Annotated in this window: 19 protein-coding genes; 12 read left to right on the top strand and 7 right to left on the bottom strand. The window is 37.2% G+C overall.

Annotation, left to right across the window (positions count from 1 at the left end; genetic code table 11):
* Nucleotides 1-100: 100 nt before the first annotated feature.
* A complete protein-coding gene (locus tag ACE1ET_RS12925) occupies nt 101-1,324 on the bottom strand; it encodes an LL-diaminopimelate aminotransferase (protein WP_375728828.1) in 1,224 nt (407 codons plus the stop codon).
* A 53-nt stretch (nt 1,325-1,377) separates the two neighbouring features.
* On the opposite strand from ACE1ET_RS12925, the gene lysA reads away from it, so the two are divergent.
* The 7 genes from lysA (at nt 1,378) to ACE1ET_RS12960 (ending at nt 8,284) form a co-directional block, all read left to right on the top strand.
* Entirely contained in the window at nt 1,378-2,631 is a 1,254-nt protein-coding gene (gene lysA / locus ACE1ET_RS12930) for a diaminopimelate decarboxylase (RefSeq protein ID WP_375728829.1), read from the top strand.
* An 11-nt stretch (nt 2,632-2,642) separates the two neighbouring features.
* Nucleotides 2,643-3,521, top strand: a complete 879-nt coding sequence (gene dapF / locus ACE1ET_RS12935) for a diaminopimelate epimerase (protein WP_375728830.1) — start codon at nt 2,643-2,645, stop codon at nt 3,519-3,521.
* 45 nt (nt 3,522-3,566) lie between these two features.
* Nucleotides 3,567-4,331, top strand: coding sequence for a glycosyltransferase family 2 protein (locus tag ACE1ET_RS12940; protein ID WP_375728831.1), 765 nt, complete (start codon nt 3,567-3,569; stop codon nt 4,329-4,331).
* A gap of 85 nt (nt 4,332-4,416) precedes the next feature.
* Nucleotides 4,417-5,547 (top strand): glycosyltransferase family 4 protein, encoded by a 1,131-nt coding sequence (locus tag ACE1ET_RS12945; RefSeq protein WP_375728832.1) that lies wholly within the window; start codon nt 4,417-4,419, stop codon nt 5,545-5,547.
* Between the two features lie 4 nt (nt 5,548-5,551).
* Nucleotides 5,552-6,310 carry a glycosyltransferase family 2 protein gene (locus ACE1ET_RS12950; RefSeq protein ID WP_375728833.1) on the top strand — a complete coding sequence of 253 codons (759 nt, stop codon included), beginning with the start codon at nt 5,552-5,554 and terminating at the stop codon, nt 6,308-6,310.
* Entirely contained in the window at nt 6,303-6,875 is a 573-nt protein-coding gene (locus tag ACE1ET_RS12955) for an L-threonylcarbamoyladenylate synthase (protein WP_375728834.1), read from the top strand. The genes ACE1ET_RS12950 and ACE1ET_RS12955 overlap by 8 nt, the downstream gene beginning before the upstream one ends.
* Nucleotides 6,872-8,284 (top strand): sugar transferase, encoded by a 1,413-nt coding sequence (locus ACE1ET_RS12960; protein ID WP_375728835.1) that lies wholly within the window; start codon nt 6,872-6,874, stop codon nt 8,282-8,284. The genes ACE1ET_RS12955 and ACE1ET_RS12960 overlap by 4 nt, the downstream gene beginning before the upstream one ends.
* Nucleotides 8,285-8,509: 225 nt before the next feature.
* Here the strand turns inward: ACE1ET_RS12960 and ACE1ET_RS12965 are convergent, their stop codons facing one another.
* The 3 genes from ACE1ET_RS12965 to ACE1ET_RS12975 all read right to left on the bottom strand — a co-directional run bounded on the left by ACE1ET_RS12965 (nt 8,510) and on the right by ACE1ET_RS12975 (nt 13,590).
* Nucleotides 8,510-9,241, bottom strand: coding sequence for a hypothetical protein (locus ACE1ET_RS12965; protein ID WP_375728836.1), 732 nt, complete (start codon nt 9,239-9,241; stop codon nt 8,510-8,512).
* A 221-nt stretch (nt 9,242-9,462) separates the two neighbouring features.
* The gene (locus ACE1ET_RS12970; RefSeq protein ID WP_375728837.1) at nt 9,463-10,827 is read right to left on the bottom strand and encodes a hypothetical protein; all 1,365 of its coding nucleotides are present in this window, start codon (nt 10,825-10,827) and stop codon (nt 9,463-9,465) included.
* 72 nt (nt 10,828-10,899) lie between these two features.
* A complete protein-coding gene (locus ACE1ET_RS12975) occupies nt 10,900-13,590 on the bottom strand; it encodes a leucine-rich repeat protein (RefSeq protein WP_375728838.1) in 2,691 nt (896 codons plus the stop codon).
* A 332-nt stretch (nt 13,591-13,922) separates the two neighbouring features.
* Here ACE1ET_RS12975 and ACE1ET_RS12980 point away from each other — a divergent pair, with 332 nt between their 5' ends.
* The gene (locus ACE1ET_RS12980) at nt 13,923-15,179 is read left to right on the top strand and encodes a hypothetical protein (protein WP_375728839.1); all 1,257 of its coding nucleotides are present in this window, start codon (nt 13,923-13,925) and stop codon (nt 15,177-15,179) included.
* A 183-nt stretch (nt 15,180-15,362) separates the two neighbouring features.
* Here ACE1ET_RS12980 and ACE1ET_RS12985 read toward each other — a convergent pair whose 3' ends face one another.
* The 3 genes from ACE1ET_RS12985 to ACE1ET_RS12995 all read right to left on the bottom strand — a co-directional run bounded on the left by ACE1ET_RS12985 (nt 15,363) and on the right by ACE1ET_RS12995 (nt 18,073).
* Nucleotides 15,363-16,013: a hypothetical protein gene (locus ACE1ET_RS12985; RefSeq protein WP_375728840.1), complete on the bottom strand. Its 651-nt coding sequence runs from the start codon at nt 16,011-16,013 to the stop codon at nt 15,363-15,365.
* A 484-nt stretch (nt 16,014-16,497) separates the two neighbouring features.
* Nucleotides 16,498-16,959: a VOC family protein gene (locus tag ACE1ET_RS12990; protein WP_375728841.1), complete on the bottom strand. Its 462-nt coding sequence runs from the start codon at nt 16,957-16,959 to the stop codon at nt 16,498-16,500.
* Nucleotides 16,960-17,323: 364 nt separating this feature from the next.
* Complete coding sequence (locus ACE1ET_RS12995; protein WP_375728842.1) at nt 17,324-18,073, bottom strand: hypothetical protein; 750 nt, start codon at nt 18,071-18,073, stop codon at nt 17,324-17,326.
* A gap of 360 nt (nt 18,074-18,433) precedes the next feature.
* On the opposite strand from ACE1ET_RS12995, the gene ACE1ET_RS13000 reads away from it, so the two are divergent.
* Genes ACE1ET_RS13000 through ACE1ET_RS13015 form a run of 4 tightly spaced genes read left to right on the top strand, consistent with a single transcriptional unit; the run spans nt 18,434 to nt 21,054 of the window.
* On the top strand, nt 18,434-18,556 hold the full coding sequence (locus ACE1ET_RS13000; RefSeq protein ID WP_375728843.1) for a hypothetical protein: 123 nt from the start codon (nt 18,434-18,436) through the stop codon (nt 18,554-18,556).
* A gap of 31 nt (nt 18,557-18,587) precedes the next feature.
* Entirely contained in the window at nt 18,588-19,181 is a 594-nt protein-coding gene (locus ACE1ET_RS13005; RefSeq protein WP_375728844.1) for a hypothetical protein, read from the top strand.
* Between the two features lie 17 nt (nt 19,182-19,198).
* Nucleotides 19,199-19,546 (top strand): hypothetical protein, encoded by a 348-nt coding sequence (locus ACE1ET_RS13010; protein ID WP_375728845.1) that lies wholly within the window; start codon nt 19,199-19,201, stop codon nt 19,544-19,546.
* Complete coding sequence (locus tag ACE1ET_RS13015; RefSeq protein WP_375728846.1) at nt 19,546-21,054, top strand: peptidoglycan-binding domain-containing protein; 1,509 nt, start codon at nt 19,546-19,548, stop codon at nt 21,052-21,054. The genes ACE1ET_RS13010 and ACE1ET_RS13015 overlap by 1 nt, the downstream gene beginning before the upstream one ends.
* Nucleotides 21,055-21,070: the final 16 nt, after the last annotated feature.

The following is a 21,070-nucleotide window of genomic DNA, read 5'->3' on the forward strand; positions in this document are numbered from 1 at the left end:
GCTCATTAACGAAAAAAGCGGAACAACATCATTGCCCCGCTTATCTTTATTTCTGACACTTATATCTTGCGTCTTGATTCTTGGTTCTTGTGTCTAAAAATCACATTTTTTTAATTCTGTCCATCGCTTCGATCACATTTTCGCGTGATGCAAAAGCTGAAAAACGGAAGTATGTTTCACCGGATGGGCCAAAACCTGAACCCGGAGTTCCAACCACATGTGACTCATTCAGGAACAAATCAAACAAATCCCACGATTTAGTCTCACCTTTTTTAACCCACACATACGGTGCATTTACACCACCAAATACCTTAAAGCCCATTTCCACAAGGCTTTCACGCATGATGCGCGCATTCTCCATGTAATAATCAATAATATCCTGCACCTCTTTTTTACCTTCTTCGGTATAAATTCCTGTTGCTGCTTTCTGAACAGGATACGAAGCACCGTTGAATTTGGTGGAATGCCTTCGCGACCACAACGGGTGAACCGGTTTGGCTTCACCATCTTTTGTATATGCCATCAAGTCTTTCGGAATCACTGTAAAACCCAAACGTGTTCCGGTAAATCCTGCTTTTTTGGAAAAACTGCGGAATTCGATAGCTACTTCCCTTGCGCCTTCAATTTCATAGATGGAATGTGGCACATCATTTTCGGTAATGAAGGCTTCATAAGCTGCATCAAATAAAATAATGGATTTATTGGCTTTGGCATAATCCACCCATTTTTTCAACTCATCTTTGGTGGCGGTTGTTCCAGTCGGGTTATTTGGGTAACACAAAAAGATAATATCCACCTTTTCAGTTGGCAGTGCAGGGATAAATCCATTTTCCGCATTGCATGGCATATAAACCAGACCTTCATAATAACCGGTATCCAGTTTTAAACCGGTTCTGCCCCCCATAACAGAAGTATCCACATACACCGGGTAAACAGGATCCTGTACCGCTATTTTATTATCGGCTCCGAAAATCTCCAGTATATTACCGGTATCGCATTTGGATCCGTCGGAAACAAAAATTTCATCCGCTTTAACGTCCACACCTTTATCCTGATAGTCGTTTTTTGCAATGGCATCGCGTAAAAAGGCATAGCCCTGTTCCGGACCGTATCCCTTAAACGTTTCCGGTTTGGCCATATCTGCAACACCTTCCTGAAAGGCTTTGATTACTGAAGGAACCAATGGCATGGTAACATCACCAATTCCCATCTTTATTACATCAGCGTTGGGGTTATTCTTTTGAAACTCTGCTACTCTTCTTCCGATTTCAGGAAACAAATATCCTGCCTGTAATTTTAAATAATTTTCGTTTATCTGAGCCATATTATTAATTTTGCTGCAAATATATAGAAAACAAAATAATCGATATAACAACAATGAATTACATTTATTCGGAAATAACCGGCAGAACCAACTTCTTTGGGAATACAACACCTGCCGAGTTAGTGGAAAAATACGGCACTCCTCTTTATGTTTACAATGAAAATATCTTACGCAAGCGATGCAGGGAACTGAAGAATCTTGTAAACTATGAGAATTTTATCGTCAATTATTCTGCCAAGGCCAACAGCAATCTTGAATTGCTTAAGATTGTGCATGACGAAGGCTTATATGTGGATGCTATGTCGCCCGGTGAGATTTTTGTCAACCTGAAAGCCGGTTTTTCTCCCGAACAGATTTTTTATATCAGCAATAATGTTGATGATGCAGAGTTTCAGTACGCCATTGATGCCGGTGTTAAAATCTCGGTTGACTCCCTTTCACAACTAGAAAAATATGGCAAACTGAATCCGGGCGGAGAAGTGACGTTTCGACTGAATCCGGGTGTCGGAGCAGGGCATCACAAGAAAGTGGTTACCGGTGGTAAAAAGACCAAATTCGGTATTGAGATGCGCTTTCTGGAAGACATTAAAACCATTGTTGAAAAATACAATCTTAAAGTGATCGGCATCAACCAGCATATCGGATCTCTGTTTATGGAAGGCGATGCCTATGCTGAAAGCGCTGCAGCCATTCTTGAATTTGCCAAGGAATTTAAAGATCTCGAATTTATCGATTTGGGTGGTGGATTCGGCATTCCGTATCACAAACAGGAAGGTCAGGCACGTCTGGACCTGCAATCACTGGGCGCCAGAATTACAGAAATCATCAACAGGTTTGTGCAGGAATACGGTAAGGAGATCCAGTTTAAAATTGAACCGGGACGTTACATCGCTGCCGAATGTGGTGTGCTGCTTGGAAAGGTACATACAACCAAGGAAAATTACGATCTTAAATATATTGGAACTGATCTCGGATTTAATGTACTGGTCCGTCCGATGATGTACGACTCACATCACGACGTGGAAATCTATCGCACCAGCGATAAAGTCTCGACCAAAAAGGAATCCGTAAGAATCGTCGGAAATATCTGCGAAACAGGCGATATTATTGCAAAAGACCGGGAATTGCCGGAAATATTTGAAGACGATATTATTGGCGTACTGGACGCCGGTGCTTACGGTATGGTTATGGCATCTAACTACAACAACCGCCTTCGTCCAGCCGAAGTACTGATTGATAAAGATGGGAATGAACGGCTGACCCGCAAACGTGACACCCTGGAAGATCTGGTTCGTAATTTTGTATAAACTGTTTTACGATGGAAACAAACTACTTTATAAAATCCCATGGCCTCGGCAACGACTATATTGTAATGGAGGCTGCCAAAATAAGCTTTGAACTTACCCAAAATGCCATCAAACGCATTTGTAATATCCACTACGGAATAGGTTCAGACGGAATTCTTTTAAAAATTGATTCTGACAAAGCCGACTTTGGCTTAAAAATTTACAATCCGGATGGTTCAGAAGCGGAAAAAAGCGGAAACGGTCTGCGTATATTCTGTAAATACCTGTACGATTACGGATTTGCCAATTCAAAAAAATTTACCGTTGAAACGCTGGGTGGATTAGTAACTGCAGAAATTATCGAAGAGGAAAATGGTAAAGCCAAACTGATTTCAGTGGACATGGGTAAAGCCATTTTTGAAAGCCGTAAGATTCCTGTAGATTCCGATAAACCGGAGTTTATTGCCGAAACCATTCAGGCCGGTGATAAATCGTTTGAGGTTAACTGCGTGTCTGTTGGCAATCCGCATTGCGTCGTTATTAAAGATGCGCTGGATGAAAAAGAAATCAAAACTTACGGAACATATCTTGAAAATCATAAATTGTTTCCGAACCGTATCAATGTGCAATTTGCCAAAGCCATATCACGGAACGAAGCACGCATTTTAATCTGGGAACGTGGTGCAGGATGGACACTGGCTTCAGGGAGTTCATCATGCGCAGCTGCCTGCGCACTTAAAAAGAGAGGCCTTGTTGATGGCGACATCACCATGAATATGATTGGCGGTGTTCTGAAAATTCAGATTGACGAGGAATGGAACATCAGAATGACCGGAGAAGTCCGTGAAATTGGACGCGGTATTCTGACCGAAGAAATGATTTCGGACCTTGAGATTCCTATTTTAGAATAAATTGTTTTACAGATTCTCATTTTCTGTAATTGTTAATGTTTTCGCATGGAGAAACTAACGGTAATCATTCCAACACTGAATGAGGCCCACAATATCGGGTCTCTTTTAGAACAGATTGATTTTGCCGACGAAATAATTGTTATCGACTCCTACAGTTCGGATGATACTGTAGCAATTGCAAAGAAGTTCAAGACAACAATTATCCAGCGAAAATTTGACAATTTCTCAAACCAAAAGAACTTTGCCATAGACACAGCTAAAAACTCGTGGATCTTTTTAATAGATGCAGACGAAAGAGTTCCCGAAAAACTAAAAGAAGAAGTACTCGGTATTATTAATTCCGACACCAAAATTGACGGATTCTGGATATACAGGACGAACTTTTTTATGGGCAGAAAACTGCGCTTTTCAGGCATCCAAAAAGATAAAGTTTTACGTCTTTTCAGAAAGGAAAGTTGCCGGTATAACGGGAAGCTGGTTCATGAAGAAATAGAAACAAAAGGCAAGACGGTGTTTCTGAAAAACAGGTTCGACCACTATTCATTTCATAATTCCGTGTCATACAAAAATAAACTGGACAAATATGCCCGGCTTCAATCCGTTGAATATGACAAAAAAATTAAACGTGTTTCTTTCTATCACCTGATTATTAAACCGGCATTCCGTTTTTTTAAACACTACATTATGGGATTAGGAATCTTTGACGGATATCCGGGATTGAAATATGCGTATTATCAAATGCATACGGTATACCTGCGATATGCATATGTAAAACAACTCAAAAAAACGAATTCATTACAATCAAGTTGATATTTCAAAATCAATAACTTTCCTTTAAATTTACCATTTGAGGAGAAAATTCATTAGATTTACATACATTTAAAACCCTACTATAGTGCGGATAGGATACGATGCAAAACAAATATTCTATAATAAAGGAGGCCTTGGCAACTATGGGCGCAATACCGTATTTTATCTGTCCAGACATATAAAAAATCACGAATACTATTTATATACGCCGTCATTAAGGAAGGCCATCAATTTTGACTTAAACGGGAACATGGATAATGTTACCATTAAAACGCCTCCGATGGTTTTACAGGGTCCGTTTAAATCGATATGGCGAACGCGTAATATTGTGCCACAACTTGGCAGGGACAAAATTGAAATCTACCATGGCTTAGGGAACGAACTTCCTGTTAGTATTCAGCGCAAAAAGAACATTAAAACCATCGTTACCATTCATGACCTTATATTTCTGCGTTATCCCCAGTTTTATAAGGATCTTGACCGGTGGACATATAAGAAGAAATTCCTGTTTAGTTCTGAAATTGCGGATACCATAGTAGCGGTGAGCAAACAAACACAGCAGGATTTAATTGAATTTTATAAAGTATCCCCTCAGAAAATCCGGGTGGTCTATCAGGGTTGTGATCAGCTTTACTTTGAAAAACGTACACAGGAAGAACTGCAAGCGGTACGTGAAAAATTCAATCTCCCGGAGAATTTCATCCTTTCGGTTGGAACCATAGAAGAACGAAAAAATCTGCTAACAGTGGTGCGTACCCTTTTCCATAAACGCATCGATATCCCATTGGTAGCTGTTGGACAACGTACCGAATATACCGAAAAAGTTAGAGAATATGTTAAACGCCGGAAGATGGATAACCGGGTCATCCTGATCCACAATGCCAGTAACTACGAATTATCGTGTATTTACCGAATGGCAGGTATGACCATCTATCCTTCTTTTTTCGAAGGCTTCGGCATTCCGGTTATCGAGTCGCTGGCTACAGGCATTCCGGTAATAACATCAAAAGGAACCTGTCTTCGTGAGGCTGGTGGTGATGCCGCATGGTATATCAATCCGGGCAGTATGGAAGAAATCGGGCATGCCATACAAACCTTGTCTAGTGATTCAGACAAGCGTGCAGAAATGATCGAAAAAGGCTATAAACATGTACGGAAATTCACAGGAGAGAATGTTGCCCGCAACCTTAACAGGATCTATAACTACATGAAATAACCAAATGCCGGAGATTTCCACTGTCATCATCACAAACAACAACGAAAAAAACATCGAACGCTGCCTGACTTCGGTAAAACCTGTAAGCGAAGAGATTATTGTTGTGGATAGTTACTCCGCTGATGCTACACCGGAAATCTGTAAAAAACATCCTGAAGTTAAGTTTTATCAAAAGGAATTAACTTCTGCAGGTGATCAGAAAAACTATGGGATATCAAAGACCTCTAACGACTATATCTTTTCAATAGATGCCAATGAAGAGCTTTCTCCCGGACTGCTGAATCATCTAGCAGTTAACAGGGAGCAGTTCACAAAATTCGCTTATGCATTTAGAACGCTGAACCATATCGGTTCGGAAGCGATTGAACATGGACTGTGGTATCCTAACGAACGAATCCGCTTGTTCAGAAAAGATAAAGGCCTGTGGGAAACCGGTGTGTTGAGGGAAAGAGTATTACCTGAACCCGGAGTAAAGCCAGTTAAAATTCCACTCCATATTAACCGTTACGAATTTTCAACCATACAGGAATTCAGGAGAGATTCAGAAGAATATGCACGGTGGTGGGCCGAACACAAATTGGAGGCCGGAGAAAAGGCCGGCGCCCTTTCTGCAATATTTCGTGCTACCTTGACTTTTTTACGTTCTTTTTTTATTAAATTGGCGTTTTTAGACGGCATAACCGGAGTTCAGGTTTCGGTTCAAAACACCAGGGAGACATATTTAAAGTACAAAGCATTACGTTTACAAAATAAACATGGCTGATTTTAAAGACGATATAGAAAAGGCACTGGAATGCCTGAATAACGGAGGAATACTGATTTATCCCACCGATACCATTTGGGGTATAGGATGTGATGCGACCAATGCAGATGCTGTAAAAAGCATTTATGCACTAAAAAAAAGGGAAGATTCAAAGAGTATGCTGGTTTTACTTGATAGTGAGTTCAAACTTCAGACCTATGTAAGTGAAGTACCGGAAATTGCGTATGACCTGATTGAGATGAGTGAAAAACCACTGACCATCATTTACGACGGTGCCAAAAACCTGGCTCAAAACCTGGTGGCAGAAGATGGCAGCATTGGCATTCGCATTACCGGCGAGGCTTTTTCGAAGCAACTGATCCAGAAGTTTAAAAAACCGATTGTGAGCACATCAGCCAATATCAGTGGAAACCCGTCACCGAAATTTTTTGCAGAAATTGATCCAGCTGTTTTTGAAAGCGCAGATTATGTGGTAAAATTCCGACAGGATGAAACTACAGGAGCTCAACCCTCAGGAATTATTAAACTGAAATCAAACGGAGAAATAAAAGTCATCAGGGAATGATTCGCGGGAAAAAACAGACCATAAAATATATTGTATCCGATTTTGTTTTTTCTGCCATCGGATGGGTTGTCTTTTTCTTTTTCCGCCGGGCCAGACTGGACGCTATAGACCCTGGCAGTAATCTGGTATTCCAACCGGACTTCAAACTTTTTCTGGGTGTCACGCTGATTCCTTTTTTCTGGATCCTGATCTTTCAGCTTTCAGGCTATTACAAAAACGTACTGCGGCGATCCAGATTCAATGAATTCTCGCAGACCCTTCTGTCCATATTGTTTGGTTCGGTTGTTTTGTTCTTCACCATTCTGCTCGATGACGTAGTAAAAGGCTATTCAACATATTATCTGTCACTGTTATCGCTGTTCTCCATACAGTTTGTAATCATTTATACGACCAGAAGCATCATTACCACCAGGATCAAAAAGAATATTGCAAAGGGATTAAATGGTTTTCGCACACTGATTATTGGGAATGGTAAAGACATTGAAGAAACTGCAAAAATATTGCCGCCTTACCTGGGAAACATCATTCTGGGGGTTGTGACAACGGATAAACGGCATAGCAGTGAGGTCATCAACGGTCTGACCTGTTACGGGTCAGTAGATCAACTTGACCAGATCATTACCGAAAACAATATCGACGAAGTGATCCTGTCCCTCAGGGATTCCACACTAACAAAACTAAAATCGGTTTTGGAAGCACTATACCGCCATGATGTGTTTATTAAAACAACTCCGGGTGTAGCAGACAAACTAATTGGGATCGCCAAGCTCAATCCGATTTATGGCACACCTTTTATTGAAGTGGCCCATGAGCTGATGCCGCCTTTTGAGGAAAACATGAAACGTGTGTTTGATGTGGGTGTTGCAGTTCTGTTTATGGTGTTGTTTTCTCCGCTTTATCTCTTACTCGCTATCCGGGTAAAACTGGATTCCAAAGGTCCCGTTTTCTACAGGCAGGAACGTGTAGGTAAAAACGGAAATCCGTTTCATATCCACAAATTCAGGACCATGTACGACGGTGCAGAAAATGGCAACGGTCCACAACTGGCTTCACCTGATGACAAACGCATTACGCGTTTTGGTCGAACCATGCGGAAATACCGCTTAGATGAACTGCCACAATTCTGGAATGTACTGATTGGAGACATGTCGGTGGTTGGCCCCAGACCTGAACGTCAGTTTTTCATTGACCAGATTGTAAAAAGGAACCCGAATTATTACCTGTTACAAAAAGTAAGGCCGGGGATTACATCATTAGGGATGGTTAAATACGGTTATGCCGACAGTATTGATAAAATGATTGACCGTTTGAAATTTGACCTGATTTACCTGGAAAACATGTCCATCCTCCTCGATCTGAAAATCTTCTTTTATACTTTGAAAACCATTGTTACCGGCAAAGGTGTTTAATATGTAAAGCTTCAATTAACGACAGTGTCTTTCATATGTTTGATTAAAATAAACTAAGTCGTTCATATTGCAGAACAACACCGATACAGTAATCATTGTATTAAACCAGTCTACATATTGGCCAGCATTAACCACAAAGTACACAAAGCGTTTTCACAAAGAAACACAAAGGGATTCCCAACATAATACATTCTGCAAACCAGCAAATACTATTTCCGGCAAATTTTATTTAACCTGCATAAAAAACATATATACAGTGCCAAAATCCATCAAGCCGTGCAAAATTGCAAAATAGATAAACAGAGAAGGCCGGTAATAAATTGAAATGCCTATTAACAATGCGAAGGGTAAAAATACAAGTGCACGATAAAGAATAAAATCCATATCGGGAATAAATGGAAGTGTACAGTGCTGAACTGAAAGAAATAACACCGGGAGCATGACTGCCAACCATTTTTTATTCAGCCGTTTGACAAGCCTGGGCATGATATACACAAAATAAGTTGCCAATTCTGCAAATGCAATAGTCAAAGGGAAAGCGAACATCAGCGAGTAAACCAACCATTTGTTTATCGGACCAAACATCATGTGCGTTGGAACATCGGGATCTCCCCATATAACTGAGCTTAGCAGATATCCCGGCATCATGGCAACAGGAATTGAGACCAGAGCAAGTATCAAAAAAATAAGCACATCCTTTTTAATTGTATTCTTTGGGAATCTAAATATTTTGAAGTAATTCTCTCCTTCCCTTTTAAACAATATCATCAGCAACAGAATGCTGACTATATTTGTCAGGGTAGCAGTCAGTAACCAGTATTTTTCTGAGGACTCCCAGGAATCCAACATAAAAGCAAATATGGCCTGAAAAACCAAAAAAAACAGCAACCTGCTAAACAATAATAAAAACGGAAAATTTGATGTTTTAACCGAACTATTAACTGCTTTTGTTGACATTTTATATTTTAAACTTATGCTTTTGGATCTGTGTTAAAAATACAAAATTATTCATCAAATCATTCAAAACTTACCCCCGCACCAAATATTTTTTAACGGTAGAGCGCTATATATTCAGTCATTTTATTTTGAGGGGTTGAAATGTGGTACCATAATATTCCCACGGTATGGTCTCATCCCGAACCTGCCGGGATGCACTATAACCGAGCTTGCAAGGCATTCTAATTTAAGTTTAATCTATCACCAGCTATATAAATATTCCCCATATAATATGATAGCATATTAAATTTTGTATATGTATCCGGGAAAATATATGAATCAATTAAATTCATATTTTCTAAATCATCATATTTAAACATAAACATTACTCTTTTGTCATATATTGTCTCTTTAAAAATTAACAGAAATATTGTACCATTGGGATCAACTATTATAGAACGGATATAACCACCGTCACCTTTATATATTGTTTCTTCATATTCAAGATCCAAGTTTACACTGATAGTTTTCAATTGTCTGGAATTAGTATTAAAAACTTGTAACTGGTCATTATATCCTGTTGGAACAATTAAGCTTTTTGATTTTGGATCCCATCCAAAATTATATGGCATCATTCCATACTTTCCTGTATCTACTGAATCAACAATAAGAGCATTATTATTTTTTATTTCAATTTTACGAACGTACCATTTTACTGCGGCGTCTCCTGAAATCCAAAATGAATTTTCATAGGTGTCAGTAATATCACAATTACCAGCAAGGCCATATGGGTGATTCATAAAATCTAAATTTTTCCATAGATGGGAAGATTCAATACCTGATTCAGGATTGTAAGCCATTAATGGATCTGCAGATTTGCAATACCAAAATTTTCCTTCACAGAATGCAAAATCTATAACATCACGATGCGGCCACTCTAATGCGTTTTCTTCTATAGTAATTAATTTATGGATTGGCTGAATGATTGTATCTATATTGTATATTTCACCTTTATTAACGATTATATTATTGACACTCAATTTCCTATAATTGTCCTTTTCTAAAACAATATCATATATACCTGGAAAAATAAAATCAAATCTAAAAAATCCCTTGTTGGTTGTTAATGCACTTTTATCTGTTCCAAGCAACTTTACGTTTATTTCACTATAATCACTTATTTCGGGAATAGTTATATTTCCTGTCAAAGAACAGAACGTTTGTGAATATAAATTTCCCCAGTTCTTACTATCAGTAGAAAAAAATCCTAATGTATCAGTTATCTCACCATCAAACTGGCTAGATTTCGTGGTTATGGCATCCTCTTTCTTTTTACTAATTACAGTGTACTCGCCATTGATTATTTCTTTAAATTCAAAATAACCGTCAAAATTTGTGGTGGAAATATAATTATTATCTTCATTTTCAATAATAAGAGTGGCAGAAGATAGTGGCTGTCCGGAAGCCTTGTCTAAAACCCGACCAATTATTGAACTTCTATCTGTTTCAACAGGTTCTTTTATACAACTGGATAATAAAATTATTAACACAAACAGAAAGATATTTATTGCTCTCATTTTGTTATTATTATAGATTTGATATTTCATTTTAATCGGTATTTGGAATATTTTTTATCCAATTTCTATTATTTGCAGAATACACCTTTAAATGTGTTCTATTTAATTGATTGTGCACTTTACTATTTCGCACCAGTCTATTGTATTTAATTCTATAAAATAAATACCTTTATTAAGGTCAAGGTTCTCTAAATTATACAAATGATTTCCTTGACTTTTATTACCAAGTTTAAATGAATTTATTTTTACGCCGTTTAAATCATATAGGTTTATAGTAACTTTTGATGCCCTTTCCAATAAATAAGATATTGTAAAATTATCTGATGATGGATTAGGGTAAATATTAAAGTTTTCTTTTTTAACTTCATCTATGCTTACATTATCATCCGCAATATATGGTCCATCTGCTGTATATACCTCCGCACCACCAAGGTATTTGCCGCGTGGTCCCCACCATCTATAAAAATCAAAACCAACTATTTCAGGAGTTGGAAGTTTAAAAGTTGGAAATTGGTAAGAGTCAAATGCCTTATTCCCGATATAAACCAATGACTTACAATCATTTAAATATATATTAACGAAATAATTAGAGTAAAATGCACTATTCCCAATGAATTCTAGAGAAATCAACTCTTTAAAATTTATATTTATAATATTGTTACTTGAAAATGCGAAATTACCTATCATTTTAAGAGATGCTGGAAATTGAACATCCAATATACCTTTTCCGGCAAAAACACCGGTAGAATTCTGTTCAGCATCTTTGACACCTGTTACTTCTTGATTATTTAAACTATCTGGAATGACCAACGATAAATATCGTAAATTAGCTGAGCAACTTTGTATTATTCCATTTTCTATAATTACATCACCATCCTTAAGCGTATATGGAGCATAAACGTAATAAGCTTGAGATAAATCACTAACGATATCACCTCCCTTAAAATTATTATTCATGCTATTTTTCCAGCCATATTCAGGATATTCATTATTTACAGGTAATTTAAGACATAAATTTGAATTTTTTGAAAATGCATCCTTTTTAATGAATCTTAGTTCTGTACAATGGTCAAGATTTAGACTATCCAAAAGGTTTTCATAGAATACGCATCTACCAATCGTTTCTATACCTGATGGCAATTGTACACTAACTATATTTTTACTCGCGAATAACCCTTCTGAAAGATACCCATTAGGGAAGCCTATAATTCTTTGACCATCTAAAGAATCTGGGATTATTATAGTTTTTAGAGCGAAATCATAACTACAACTTTGAATTACGCCATTTTGAACCTCAACATCCTCGTCTAAAATAGTATATGGAGCTAAAAGGTAGTAATAAGTTGAAAAGTTTGTAACGTTATCTTCAGGCCTAAAGGTATCTTTATCTCCACTTCTCCAATTATATAGACCATATTTGGTCTTAAACGGCAATACAAAATCTGCTATTGGGTTATTGTCAAAAGCCTTAGAATCAATAAAGCTAAGTTCAACGCAATTTGAAAGATCTACCTTTGTAAGATTATTGCTGCTAAAAGCTCCTTCTTTTATTAAGTTTAGTGTTGATGGAAGAATAATTCTTTCAAGTCCTTTTCCTGAAAATACATCATTGCCTATTGAGGTTATTGTTTGGTTATCAATTATTTCAGGAATCCTTATTTCTTTAAATGTGGTATCATAGTTACAACCAATTAAAACGCCTCTATCAATAACTGCCTCTTCTTTAGAAATTATTAAATAGCCTTGGGGGACATAATAGTAACTTGAAAAATTACTAATTGAACTCCCACCTTCGATGTAGTCATTCAATTCATTCCTCCAACCGTAAGATACATATTCAGGATTATCAGGAAGCCTAATTGTTGTCAATGGATTATTGTTGAAGGCATTAGCACCTATATGAATTAGCAAATTACAATCATCAATATTTAAAGCTTGAAGATCATTGTAAGCAAAGCTATTTTCACCAATACTTTCCAAAGTCTCAGGCAATGTTATATTAATAATACCTCTTTTGCAAAACAAACTATCCTGATAAGAATTAAAAACTGAAGAACTACTATTGGTATTATCCTTTATTCCAATGACTGTTTGGTTATTTAATACTGAAGGAATGACAATAACCTTATACCTAAAATCGTAACTACAACTTTGAATGATGCCATTTTTGATCATAACATCATTACTTGTCAAAGTATATGGTGTTGGTATATAATAAGAAGTCATGAAATTACTAACCGTGGTACCCGCAGAGAACACGTTACCCATTAAATCCATCCAACCATCTTCAGAGTAAAACTTATGTTCCGGCAACGTTATATTATCAAGTTGTGTCATTAAAAACACATTTTTACCCAGATATGACAATGAATTACAACCTGTTAGATTTACAACTGTTAAATTATTTGCATAAAACGCATATTCATCAATTAAAACTAATCTTTTACATGGACTTAAATCTAAACTTGTAATATTATTCTTAGCAAATGCAAAGCGTCGTATGTATTTAATTGATAACGGCAAAGTTATTTTTGTTATTTCTTTCGCTTCAAAGGTCATTACTCCAATTCCTACTACTTCCTGCCCGTCCAGTGAATCAGGAATAATGATTTCTTTGATGGTAAAGTTGTATGAACAACTATCAATTATTCCATTATTTACAACCACATCATCACTTGTAAGAGTGTATTCCATTGCAGAAACATTATTTGCTAAACTAAAGAAAATGGAAAAAACAAAAATCAATGGTTTAATAATGTGTGAGATACTTTTTACATTAATTACATTTTTCATAATTTTAGATTTTTTCTGCCTGAAGAAAGATAGTTAACCACAAAACAACAGACCTATATATACTCGGTTTATCGACCCACTAGAGTCGGTAAAGCAAACTTTATATTTTAATTGCTTTGCATACAGGATCATTTCTCGGTTTATCAACGATTATAAAAGTAAATATTTTAAAATTAAGAATCAAAACAAATATTCAAAGCTGTATACTCCATTTCAGGCATACAGTAATAAAGTCGGATTCATCTACAATGCCTAATCTATCAGAGATGGCTATCTTTATAGTTTGATTCCACGCACATTTTTTATACTTTCAACGTCTCAAATAGTTTCCCATGAAAAAAATATATAGTTTATTAGTCATTATACTATTCCTTACTACAGCATCCCAGGCTCAACAACTGGCTTTCCCGGGTGCTGAAGGATTTGGTGCTTATGCCACAGGCGGACGCGGAGGAACAGTGGTTCATGTTACAAACCTGAATGCTTCCGGCCCAGGATCCTTAGCAGATGCGGTAAGCCGGCCAAATCGTATCATTGTGTTTGATGTTGGTGGTGTAATAAAATTATCGCCTGCTGATATCATTTTTATCAGCGACAGCATTACGATAGCAGGACAAACTGCACCTGGCGAAGGCATAACTGTCTACGGAAATCGGGTTGTGTGCAACTCAACCAACGTCATTATTCGTTATCTCAGAATGCGCGGCAGTATAGCCATGAGCAAAGGTAAATGTACCTTTACCTGCGATGGTGGCAGTAATATCATTCTGGATCATTGCTCCATTTCCTGGGGACGGTGGGATAACGTGCATATCGTGGGCAGCAATACCGTCACCTGGCAAAATTGTATCATCAGTGAAGGGATTGATCCGCAACGGTTCGGAGCCATAACAGACGGAACACAGAACTGGACGGTTACCCATTGTTTATGGGTGAGTAACAAGAGCCGAAATCCCAAGATGAAATGTGCCCTGCAATATGTCAATAATGTGGTGTATAATTACGGGAATGGCATCGTCGGTGGCCACTCCGCAGCAGATCATTACCAGGATGTCATCAACAATTATTTCATTGCGGGTCCGAGTGACAACGGAGACAGTTATTATTCGCAATGGACCGAAACAGATCATTTGTACCAAAAAGGCAATTATAAGGATTTGAACCGCGACGGAAAACTAAACGGGACACCGATTAAGGATTATAACGCTGCAACACCAATGGAGAAACTGAATCTGCATTCATCTGCACCCTTAAACATTGAATCAGCTCAGGAGGCTTATCAGACTGTCATAAAAACAGTTGGCGCTTCGTTGGTTCGCGATGCACATGACAGCCGCATAATCAGTGAAGTTGCTTCTTTGGGAACCAAAGGTTCGTTTATACTGAATGAATCAGAGGTTGGAGGAATTGGCACAATTACAGGGGGAACAGCTCCTGCAGACTCTGATAATGACGGAATGCCTGACAGCTGGGAGCAGGAACATGGACTGAATCCAAACTCCGACACTGATATTAATGGTGATATTAACCACAACGGGTATACAAATATTGAGGACTATATTAACAGTCTGACACAGCACAGCAACTAAGTGACATACACATTGGAGGTTATGACTAAATTGGTTAACAGAACAACTGCATAACTCAGATTGAACAACACACAAATAAAAATTTATTTGCAATAGAAAAAAGGCTCCATGAGAAGCCTTTTATTTACTTTTTTACCTTTTATGAGGTATGTAATCAAATCCAGATATAGAATTTCATCTGATCTATTGATACTTATTATTTGATATCACTTTCCCTTTTGAGTCAATCTTCATTATTGAATATCCTGCATGCTTAACAAAAACCTTCAAGCGATAAACAGGGTTAGATGGAAGATTTTCAGGTGTAATCAGAATCTCCTTTTCATGTGCTATACGAATAACATTCCCCTTGTAGGCATTTTTTACCGCCTCAACCACAACTATCGGCAGTACTGTAGAACGAGCTTTAGCAATAACGAATGCGCCATCAGCCTTAAAAATTCCGGACATACGTCCACCTTTGTAAGTAAAATTCAACTGATATTGTGTAGGTAAAGTATGAACAACAACATAGTCTTCCGGCACATAATAGTCGTAATCCAACCCGTCATCATAATAAAAAGGTTCATCACCATAGCCTTCATAATAGTCTCCGTTTCCATAATAACCATCGTTGTAATCATCCGGGAAACCGTCGAAGTTAAAATCGCCATAATACACATCACTTGACCAGTCAGTTAAATAATTGTAAGAATCATTACCAGTCCATGAATTGATAACGGCATCAGGAAAATTTTTTTTAAAGGAACTAACCACAGATGCCGGAAGTTTTTCGTTTTGTCCAAAACTCAATACGGGCACCACTAACAACAGAAAAATTGCTAACTTTTTCATTTTTTTAAAATTTTATTTGGGTCCCGAGCAAAACCTTCAAAATGACAACGGGAAAAATATCAGAACCCGTTTCTATTTATCCCGAAAAAGATGAGACAAAAACCTTTAAATCCGGAACAAAGTTCTGTAACGGTCTAATTATTAATATACTTTAACTGCACATATCCCATGCATTAACTGTCCTTAACCTCCTGTGACAGACAAAGAATAACTGGAATACGAAACCACTCAAAAAAGAACCGAAATGTATTGGCAATATTTGCAAAAATTGAAAAGTGACATAAGAACGATAAAACAGTTAACTTCCGTGAAATTATATTTGAACAATTAACCGAAGTAGTGGTGTGGTTATGAGTTTTAGGATCTGTAATCAGTGACTTTGCAACAACAAGAAAAAATTGCTTATTGCACTATTTTTATCCTATATCTACAACAGGATTTAAGTTGGAAGAAACTTTTGCACTGTAAAAGTATAGTGATTCCGCTATTTCGTTGTGTCATCATCATCTGCGGCATTAAAAACCGGCTCCCATAATTCAATTTTATTGCCTTCCGCATCCATAATATGTATAAATTTCCCAAACTCGTAAGTTTCAATACTGTCGAGTATCGTCACTCCGTTTTCTTTAAGTTTATTTACGAGACCTTCAATGTTCTGAACCGTATAGTTGATCATAAAATCCTTTTTGGAAGGGGAAAAATATTCATCCCCTTTTTCGAAAGGTTTCCATTGAAGAGAATTTACGTCATCTGGCCTGTCAATGCTACGGGATTCAAAACTGGAAGACCCCCAGTCATTTATTTCGATGCCCAGATTTTTTGTGTACCATTCCTGCGTTTTTTTCAGATCGTCCGAGTAAAAGAAAATCCCACCGATTCCGGTAACTTTAGGGGTTGTATCTTTTGTTGAAGCAGTGTTTATCGCTTCGCTATCTTGCTTGTCCATTTTATGTGTGTTTTTGTTGGTCTTACCTGTATTATTGCAACTTATTAAAATTATTGCCACAGTTATTGTTATGACTATCTTATTCATTTTGACGTTTATCATTTTAATACTATGCAATGCTTAAACCTGCCACACCAAAAGTATTATTTACGGATCTCTGTCCCTCTTTGCCATCACATAAGTAAACAGAACTTAATAATTTTGCTTTGCAAACAGACAATTTTACCGGTTCAATTTATAGAAATAAAAATAATGTATTCCGAATAAAGAATCAACGGCCTTCCCCACTTTATTTCGAATTAGTATTTTACCGCTTAGCCAGTGAGGAAAAGCTATCACGCTGTCAGTAGCTTATTCTTCGGAATTACATATTCCGCACAAAAATACTCATATAGTCCGGTGTTTTTGTAGTTGGATTTATTTCCAGCAATTCAGGTTGTTCCAGTTGGAAGATTCCTTTCTTTTTTATCAGCTCCAGAATTTGTTCTGCCTCTTTTCGCTCATCTTTTTCAAACCGGATCTGATTGGAGGAAATACGGTAACCACTTTTAGCATTCACTGTCCGGGGCAAAACCCGGGTTCGTATTCTGTAATCCGGAAATTTATCGTTTAACAACTGCGTTATTTTATCTGCCCTGGGTTTGGCTTCATTCAAAATATCTTCCAGGTAAAATACATCTACCGTAAAATTACCGGCCAGTTTGGATTTTTCCTTCTGTATAAATTCTTTTGTCTGAACCTCAATCTCTTTTTGTTTCAGCTTCACAGAATTATCAACATTTGGAGAAGCTATTAAGATCCTGATAAGCTGTTCCCTGAACAAGCTGTCATCCGCCAACATTTCATTCACTAACAGAAGTACCGCATCCTGGAGCTTATTATCATCAGACATAATTGCCTCTTTTACTTCACTGTACATCTGAATTTTTACATTATTGCTGAACTCTTTTTGTTTTATTTCAGCTTCGATTTTTGCAGCACTGTTTGATATTTTGGCAGCTTCTGTTTCCAGATTATTTTTTACAAGTGTAAAATATAGTCCTAACAGTGCGCCAACTATTGCCACAGCAGGTGTAACCCAATATTTATTCAGGTTTTCCAGAAATTTCTTCATAATCATTAGTTTTTATCGTTTTTGTCATTACATCCAACACTGTACCCAAAGCGGTTTGCTTTATCAGATGCTCTGGTTACTACACATATAAATGGGAGAGATATCCGGTTAAATATTTTATAGAAGGGCAAAAAGAGTATTTCAAGGAATCATAAAATTACGGATATTGTTGTTAATGTGGCTAATTGTTCTTAATGTTTTACAACCCGATAAAACAAATAATATAATGCCATATCCAAAAGCTTAAAGGTAAATAGCATCTAAATACCATATTTAATTAATATTTTCTTAATTAACATTTTCTTATAAATAGTCGAACTTTATGCAGTGTATTACCCCACCCAACTAATATGCATACTTATGAGAAACAGTGTTGCTTACAACCTGGCAGGCTTATCTGAATATATCACCGAAGAGCAGAATAAAACTTTTTTGCTAAGGAGTTATTATAACACATATGAATTCTTTGCTGGTGTAGAATAGAGCCAGCCATGTGAACATAAACACGAATTTTATGCAAATAACTTACGAACAGTTACAACAAATTTATAACCGGAAAGGATATAATTTTTTTGACCGTGGCTCGTATAACCTGAATATTTTCGGCATACGGTCAGACAATCCACTGGTGGATGAATTCAATGATTTTATCGGTTTAGCCTACCGTGATGTTTCACGCAATAAAATTGTACATCTGTTTAATGCCACAACAAAACCCGGATTATATTGGCTGAAACAAAAAACAGGAAGCGTAAACGGGACTGCCATTTTAATTCCGGGTCAGTATAAAAGTTGTTGGACACTTGGATTTCATAAAGGTTATCAGGCTTTGACCCAAAAAGCAATTGGTGTTTTCAACATATGGAGAGACAATGATATGGATGGAGACCTGGATACAAGCGGACAGGTATTTTCTGACGTTACCGGACTTAACCTGCATACCACCAGTTTTAAAAACGATGTAGAAAAAGTTGGAGCTTACAGTGCAGGTTGCCAGGTTATTCAGGATGACCTTGATTTTAACATTTTTCTTGCCGTCGTCATTAAATCAAGTATGATATATGGTTCTGTGTTTTCTTACACACTTTTTGAATTGAATGATTTCTAACTTTAAAACAATTTATTATGCCTTTAAAAGATGCGCTTAAAAAACTGGATGATGCCGTTAAAGATTTAACGTCATTGCACGTTCAGACCTTTACGGGTCAGATAGAAACCAATGTAGATTCCGCTACATCGTTTGATGATATTAAGAAACTTATTAATGACGAAGCCGGCAAAACAGATGGTAAAATTAAACTGGTAGCTGAATCGCTGGCACAGTTCGATGGTGATTCGTACAACTTTGTGCGTGAAGACCTGGATAATGTACCGCCGCTGGCATTAGAGGTTCATAAAAATGCCGTGAAGGCAGGTATTGAAACCCGGTTGGGATTATTGAACTTATTTAAAGATCTGATTGCAAAACCCTGATGTCTGAAGGGTTGCCTCCATATAACCATGATGCACTGCCTGATGATCCTGTTGACAGGCTTGGTGCATTTGAAGCCATTTTAAACGATGCATCAAAAAACGGACTGGTCAATGATGTTCCGTCGAATGAAGAGGAAACATATACGCTGGAAAGTCAGCGGATAAGATTAAAGACAATTGCATCACGGTTATATTTGCTTGGATATTTAAAACGTAAGGTTAAAGCAAAACAGCTTCATAAGCATATTGATGACATAAAAGAAGCCGTACTGTGGTTCCAAAAAGATGCCAACCTGAAGCAGGACAACTGGGTAGGAAATAAAACCTGGAGCGCTTTGGATCAGCTGGTAAGTTTTGAATCTGAAATTATTCCGGAACAGTGGTTCAAAGATGGAAAGATAAGGGAAGAAACAAGATCAGCGGTTCACAGGGCCGTTCAGTTACGGTTATGGAGTCTGGGACTTTATCGTGATAAACCACGTCAAAAATTCAATCTGCTTAATCAGACAAGCCTAAAGAACTTCAACCAGATTCTGCATATCTTTTTAATCAGGGCCGAAAATTATACGGCCAATCTGGATGAAGAAACCCTGAATATTTTGTTTAACCAGGATTTATTAACAGATACAATTATAAAGCGCTCTTCACTGAAAAAAAATTCCTTCCTGCTACGTTTGCCTGATAAAAACAAAGAACAGTCCCGTTCACTTGCTCAAAGCTTTATCGTGAATTGTGCAAAAATAGAACTATGGTTACTGGGTTACTCCGTAATAATTGATGGTATCAATAATTTCGCCATCAGTACCGACAGCGATATTTATGAAGCCATAAAAAAATACTATATCGATTTTGAAGAAATGTCGGTGAATGAAGCTTCCGATAAAGCTAAAAACATTACCCCCGTGCTCTTTAAAAATATGGTAAATATTGATACCGATACTGACAATCGGAACATTAGTGAAGTAGTTCAGGAGATCGCGGAACATCTGAAGACTCCTTCTGCCATTGAAGAAGCCTGGGATTACATTAAAAGGAAAGGAACACGTTTATTTGATGGACTGAAACGCATATGGAGATGGATCCTGAAAAAAGGGAAACAGGTGGTATCTTTTGTTAAAGAGAATATTTTTGTAGGTTTTTTCCGGTATGCCTCCAAAGCCTTTAAGATTATTAAAAAAGGATTTACGGTAGTTATCAATTCTGTACAAACTTACGTGAATGGGTATTTAACAAGTCCGAATATAGTATATAAGTTTTCAAAAGATATGGACTCCACCGTCATTATCAGTTCTGAGATAACCCCCGAACAAACAGAGGCATCATTGCTTATGATCAATAATTACAACCGCTGCTTTAACTTATCATGTAAAATTATTTCACTCTCATTAAACATATTTATCAGCGCTGTAACAGGCATAGCCGGCTGGATGAGACTCCTGTATAGTTTACTGATCAGTTATAAAGATATAAGGATGATCTACGAAGAATTAAAAACGGTAACTATTTAATAATCAACACATAAAT

Origin of the sequence: Quyinboa mangrovi, from assembly GCF_042219825.1 — a bacterium.
Lineage (GTDB): Bacteria > Bacteroidota > Bacteroidia > Bacteroidales > UBA5342 > JBHJHP01.

Bases quoted from the DNA above. Each gene is read 5' to 3' on its own strand.
- lysA (WP_375728829.1), top strand. From the start codon at position 1,378: ATGAATTACATTTATTCGGAAATAACCGGCAGAACCAACTTCTTTGGG.
- ACE1ET_RS13000 (WP_375728843.1), top strand. From the start codon at position 18,434: ATGAGAAACAGTGTTGCTTACAACCTGGCAGGCTTATCTGAATATATC.
- ACE1ET_RS12985 (WP_375728840.1), bottom strand. From the start codon at position 16,013: ATGAAAAAGTTAGCAATTTTTCTGTTGTTAGTGGTGCCCGTATTGAGT.
- ACE1ET_RS12925 (WP_375728828.1), bottom strand. From the start codon at position 1,324: ATGGCTCAGATAAACGAAAATTATTTAAAATTACAGGCAGGATATTTG.
- ACE1ET_RS12980 (WP_375728839.1), top strand. From the start codon at position 13,923: ATGAAAAAAATATATAGTTTATTAGTCATTATACTATTCCTTACTACA.
- ACE1ET_RS12960 (WP_375728835.1), top strand. From the start codon at position 6,872: ATGATTCGCGGGAAAAAACAGACCATAAAATATATTGTATCCGATTTT.
- ACE1ET_RS13015 (WP_375728846.1), top strand. From the start codon at position 19,546: ATGTCTGAAGGGTTGCCTCCATATAACCATGATGCACTGCCTGATGAT.
- ACE1ET_RS13010 (WP_375728845.1), top strand. From the start codon at position 19,199: ATGCCTTTAAAAGATGCGCTTAAAAAACTGGATGATGCCGTTAAAGAT.
- ACE1ET_RS12955 (WP_375728834.1), top strand. From the start codon at position 6,303: ATGGCTGATTTTAAAGACGATATAGAAAAGGCACTGGAATGCCTGAAT.
- ACE1ET_RS12995 (WP_375728842.1), bottom strand. From the start codon at position 18,073: ATGAAGAAATTTCTGGAAAACCTGAATAAATATTGGGTTACACCTGCT.
- ACE1ET_RS12970 (WP_375728837.1), bottom strand. From the start codon at position 10,827: ATGAAATATCAAATCTATAATAATAACAAAATGAGAGCAATAAATATC.
- ACE1ET_RS12965 (WP_375728836.1), bottom strand. From the start codon at position 9,241: ATGTCAACAAAAGCAGTTAATAGTTCGGTTAAAACATCAAATTTTCCG.
- ACE1ET_RS12950 (WP_375728833.1), top strand. From the start codon at position 5,552: ATGCCGGAGATTTCCACTGTCATCATCACAAACAACAACGAAAAAAAC.
- dapF (WP_375728830.1), top strand. From the start codon at position 2,643: ATGGAAACAAACTACTTTATAAAATCCCATGGCCTCGGCAACGACTAT.
- ACE1ET_RS13005 (WP_375728844.1), top strand. From the start codon at position 18,588: ATGCAAATAACTTACGAACAGTTACAACAAATTTATAACCGGAAAGGA.
- ACE1ET_RS12940 (WP_375728831.1), top strand. From the start codon at position 3,567: ATGGAGAAACTAACGGTAATCATTCCAACACTGAATGAGGCCCACAAT.
- ACE1ET_RS12975 (WP_375728838.1), bottom strand. From the start codon at position 13,590: ATGAAAAATGTAATTAATGTAAAAAGTATCTCACACATTATTAAACCA.
- ACE1ET_RS12990 (WP_375728841.1), bottom strand. From the start codon at position 16,959: ATGGACAAGCAAGATAGCGAAGCGATAAACACTGCTTCAACAAAAGAT.